Source organism: Streptomyces sp. NPDC001027, assembly GCF_040299045.1.
Lineage (GTDB): Bacteria > Actinomycetota > Actinomycetes > Streptomycetales > Streptomycetaceae > Streptomyces.
This window is the reverse complement of the sequence record NZ_JBEPBI010000430.1, coordinates 1-3,969: the sequence shown is the minus strand read 5'-3', so window position 1 is coordinate 3,969 and position 3,969 is coordinate 1. Positions and strand designations below refer to the sequence as shown.

The following is a 3,969-nucleotide window of genomic DNA, read 5'->3' as shown; positions in this document are numbered from 1 at the left end:
GACCATGATCAACGATCAAGAGCTCGACGTCTCACGGCCAACCATGCACGAGCTCGTTAGTGTGGCTTTATGGGGTGGGTTTACCGTCTGGGCGTATGAGCGTTCATGGCGTTGGCGTTGATGGTGATGGTGAGTTGTGGGTTCGGCGTTTTCATCGGTCGGGGGGTGCGGGGGTGCGGTTGGTGTGTCTTCCGCATGCGGGTGGGACGGCGTCGTTCTTCTTCTCTTATGTGCGGGTTCTGTCGGTGTGCGGATGTGTTGGCGGTGCAGTATCCGGGGCGTCAGGATCGGCGTCATGAGCCGGCGTTGACGTCGGTGGACGTGTTGGCGGATCGGGTGTTCGAGGTGTTGAGGCCTTTCGGTGATCTGCCGGTGGTGTTGTTCGGTCACAGCACGGGCGGGATCCTCGGGTTCGAGGTCGCGCGGCGGATGGAGCGGGCGGGCCGGCGGCCGTTGGGGCTGATCGTGTCGGGGCGTCGTCCTCCTGACGTGGGTGCGGTGGACGATTGCACACGCGTGGCGATCAGGCGTTGATTGCGGAGATGAGCGTGTTGACGGGGGAGTCCGATCCGCGGGTCGGCGTGGAGCAGGCGATGGCGTGGCGGGACTTCACCAGCGGTCCGTTCACGTTCCGCCGTTTCCCGGGCGGGCATTTCTTCCTGACTGCGCAGCAGGACGCCGTCACGGCGGCCGTCGCCGCCGACCTCGGCCGGCTCCTCCGGCCCGCCGCCCGCTGAGCCGGCGCTGAGGGCCCTCCCGTGACCGGGGCCGGCGACGCGGGGCGCACCGGCCGTTCGCCGCCGCCCCTGTTCCGGAACCGGAACCGGATCGGGAGCGGGAGCAGGAGCAGGGTCCGGAGCGGGAACGGGAGCCTGGTGTGCCTGAGCTGCGCTGTGAAGGGGTTCGCCGGGTCGGTGGCGAGAAGCGTCCCCCCCGGCATGGTTGATTCGGTGGCGAGGCGTTCCCCCGGCGTGGTTGATTCGGCGGGCCGTGTGCGGCGTCGTGGTCCGCGTTGCCCGGGGCCGGCCGGTGTTCCGTCCGGGCCCGCGGTCGTGCTCCCGCACTGAGGTCCACAGCCTCGACCGGTTGCGGCCGTAGGCTCGTCGCTCACTTCGTGAACGCGATCACCAGCGGGTCCGACTCCGGCGCGACGTAGTCGTATGTGGGGGAGTCGACGTGGCAGTGATCGTTTGCGCCGGCGTCGGCGGCGAAGCCCTCAATGCTGGCGGCGAGGAGGTCGAGGGCCTCTCGCCCTCCCTCGATCCTGAGGACCTGGGCTTGCGTGACGATCGAGACGGCGGCCCGCTGAGGATCCTCCCGAAACGCGATCTTCGACAGCGACCTGTCGTAGGGAGAGGGGCACGGGTTCTGCGAGAGGTCGAGGCTTGCGGCCTTCTCCCGCAGCAGCCGCCCGAAGGCCAGCAGTGCTTGACGCGTCCCGGAGAGCTCGAGCTCTTTCGTCTCCCCGCTGTACAGAACCTGCAGCATCACAACCTCTCCGACGCGCCGATCGTATCGATCGTCTGCAAGGTGGCCTTCGGCGGTCTGCGGGTCGTCGGGGCGGGCGGGCGGTCGGGGTCGGTCCGTGCGCCGGCCCATCCGTGCGGTGGTCGGGGCGAGGGGTGCGGGCCGTGGGGTGGCCGGGGCATGCGCCGGTCCGTGCGAGGGCCGGGCTGGGGGCGGGCTGGGCGGGGGTGGGGTGGGGGACTTGTTGCATGGCCAGTTGCGGTCAGCGTTCGGGCGCTCTGCGCGTGGTGGGGTGCTGCCAGGCTGGCGTTCATGACTTTGGTGGGCCGCAATGAGGAGCGCATGCGCATCGACGACGCGTTGGACGCGGGCATGCGCCGCGCGTTCGCCGTCGTGTTGGTGGAAGGCGTCGCGGGTTGCGGGAAATCGGAGCTGCTGCAGCACTGCGCCGACGCCGCCCGCCTCCGAGGCACCGTCACCGTGCACGCCGCCTTCCCGGCCCGGCCCGCCGAACTCTCGGTCCTGGACGCCACCTTCCCGGCCGCGTCTGCGGAGTCCTCGGTCGTGGACGCCGCCTTCGCGGTGCGGTGTGCTGGGTCTTCGGGCGTGGAGGCCCGGCTCCGTCCGCCGGGTCCTCGGTCGTGGACGGTGCGGTCGTGGATGCTGTCGCCTGGGTGGTGTGCGTCGACGACGTCGGTCGGGTGGACGCTGCAGGACAGGCTCGTCTGGGCGCGTCGGTCACCTCCGCGCCGCGTCGTCGTGGCGGGCTGCTCCTCGTTCTCGCGGTCGATCCGGCGAAGCCGCTTGGCACGGCGTTGGAGGGTGCGCTGCTGGGGCATCCCGCGGTCGCGCAGTGGCTGCGTGCGCAGGCCGACACGCCGGTGCGCGACGCCGTCGTCGGCCGGGTCCACGACGTCAGCCTCGGCAACCCTGTGCTGTGCGGGCCCTGCTCGGCGAGCCTGGTCACGCCCCGCAGCCGGCGGTCCCTTCGCCCGCGCCTTGAACGCCTTCCTGCAGCGCTGTCCGGCTCCAGCCGCCGCGCTGGCGCGGGCGCTGGGCGTTCTGGGCGAGCAGGCGAGCGGCCAGCGCGTCGCGCGTGTGCTGCGCACCGCGCCCGCCGACGTCGCGCTGGCTCTCGGCGCGCTGGCCGCCGTCGGCCTCGCCCGCGAACGCGCGGCCGCTGCCCGAACGGCTGGCGCAGATGACCCCCGACGAACGCGAGCAGACCGTCCTGCACCTGGTGCGCACCGAGGTCGCCGGCGTCCTCGGCCACGCCGACGCCCGGCGCCTGGAGAGCGAGCGCAGCTTCCAGGAGCTCGGCTTCGACTCGCTCACCGCCGTCGAGCTGCGCGACCGGCTCGCCGCCGCCACCGGACTGCGCCTGTCCGCCACCCTCCCCTTCGACCACCCCACCGCCGCCGCGCTCACCGCGCAGCTCCTGAGCCGGCTCGCCCCCGACGACGCCCCGACGCCGCAGCCGCTGACCGAGGCCCTCGACCGCCTCGAGGCGGCCCTGGCCCGGGCCGCCGCCGCCGGCGCGCACCACGACGACCGCGAGCACGTCGGCGGCCGCCTCGGCGAACTGCTGCGCCGCTGGCACAGCGGGCACCGCCCGCCCGACGCCGACGACGCGGACCTGCGGTCGGCCACCGACGACGAGCTCTTCTCGGCGCTCGACGACGAGCTGGGACTGGCGGGCGCCGAATGAACCCCCGAAAGCGGGTCACTGACGACTTCGGGTCAGTGTCCCGGAAATTCAGCGAGCCACTCAGGTGGACGGACAAGGAGCATCGGTGAGGAAACTGCGCGGGAACCCGTGGGCAGTCCTGGCGACCATGGGGCTCGGGTTCTTCATGACCCTGCTCGACCTGACCATCGTGAACATCGCGATCCCCGACATGATGGACCGGCTCGGCTCGTCCCTCGACCAGGCCCTGTGGGTCGTCAGCGCGTACGCCCTCGTGCTCGCCGTCACCCTGATCACCTTCGGCCGGCTCGGCGACCTGCGCGGACCGCGCACCCTGTTCGTCGCCGGCGTCGTCCTGTTCACCCTGGCCAGCATCGCCTGCGGCCTCGCCGGCACCCCCGGCCTGCTCATCGCCACCCGCGCGGTGCAGGGACTGGGCGCGGCCATGATGGTGCCGCAGACCATGGTGCTGATCATGGCGGTGTTCCCGGCCGAACGACGCGGCGCCGCCATGGGCGTGTGGGGCTCGATCGCAGGCGTGGCGACCCTGTCCGGCCCGACCCTGGGCGGACTGCTGGTGAGCACGATCGGCTGGCGCTGGATCTTCTTCATCAACGTGCCGATCGGCGTCGCGGTCGTCGTGCTGACCTTCGCGCTGGTCCCCGACATCAGGCCCGCCCGCGCCCACCGCTTCGACCTGCCCGGCGTCCTCGTCGCCACCGCCGCCCTGTTCTGCCTCGCCTTCGGCCTGCAGGAGGGCGAGCGCTACCACTGGAACGCGGGCCTCGTCGCCCTGATCGCCGGCGGCCTGGCCC

At 72.0% G+C, this 3,969-nt stretch carries 5 protein-coding genes; 4 read left to right on the top strand and 1 reads right to left on the bottom strand.

Going from position 1 to position 3,969, the window contains the following annotated elements:
- Window positions 1-105: 105 nt before the first annotated feature.
- Window positions 106-534, top strand: a complete 429-nt coding sequence (locus ABT300_RS44650; RefSeq protein ID WP_502978115.1) for a thioesterase II family protein — start codon at window positions 106-108, stop codon at window positions 532-534.
- 8 nt (window positions 535-542) lie between these two features.
- Window positions 543-737 (top strand): thioesterase domain-containing protein, encoded by a 195-nt coding sequence (locus ABT300_RS42155; protein WP_351687931.1) that lies wholly within the window; start codon window positions 543-545, stop codon window positions 735-737.
- Between the two features lie 370 nt (window positions 738-1,107).
- On the opposite strand, the gene ABT300_RS42150 is transcribed toward ABT300_RS42155, so the two are convergent.
- Entirely contained in the window at window positions 1,108-1,488 is a 381-nt protein-coding gene (locus tag ABT300_RS42150; protein ID WP_351687929.1) for an Imm32 family immunity protein, read from the bottom strand.
- 1,180 nt (window positions 1,489-2,668) lie between these two features.
- Here ABT300_RS42150 and ABT300_RS42145 point away from each other — a divergent pair.
- Together ABT300_RS42145 and ABT300_RS42140 are read left to right on the top strand one after the other, a co-directional pair.
- Entirely contained in the window at window positions 2,669-3,175 is a 507-nt protein-coding gene (locus ABT300_RS42145; protein WP_351687927.1) for a phosphopantetheine-binding protein, read from the top strand.
- Window positions 3,176-3,260: 85 nt separating this feature from the next.
- Window positions 3,261-3,969 (top strand): MFS transporter (locus tag ABT300_RS42140; protein WP_351687924.1); only part of this gene is annotated, 709 nt, incomplete at its 3' end.

What these genes read in the sequence shown, in the direction of transcription:
- ABT300_RS44650 (WP_502978115.1), top strand. Translation starts at nt 106, where the DNA reads ATGGCGTTGGCGTTGATGGTGATGGTGAGTTGTGGGTTCGGCGTTTTC.
- ABT300_RS42145 (WP_351687927.1), top strand. Translation starts at nt 2,669, where the DNA reads ATGACCCCCGACGAACGCGAGCAGACCGTCCTGCACCTGGTGCGCACC.
- ABT300_RS42150 (WP_351687929.1), bottom strand. Translation starts at nt 1,488, where the DNA reads ATGCTGCAGGTTCTGTACAGCGGGGAGACGAAAGAGCTCGAGCTCTCC.
- ABT300_RS42155 (WP_351687931.1), top strand. Translation starts at nt 543, where the DNA reads ATGAGCGTGTTGACGGGGGAGTCCGATCCGCGGGTCGGCGTGGAGCAG.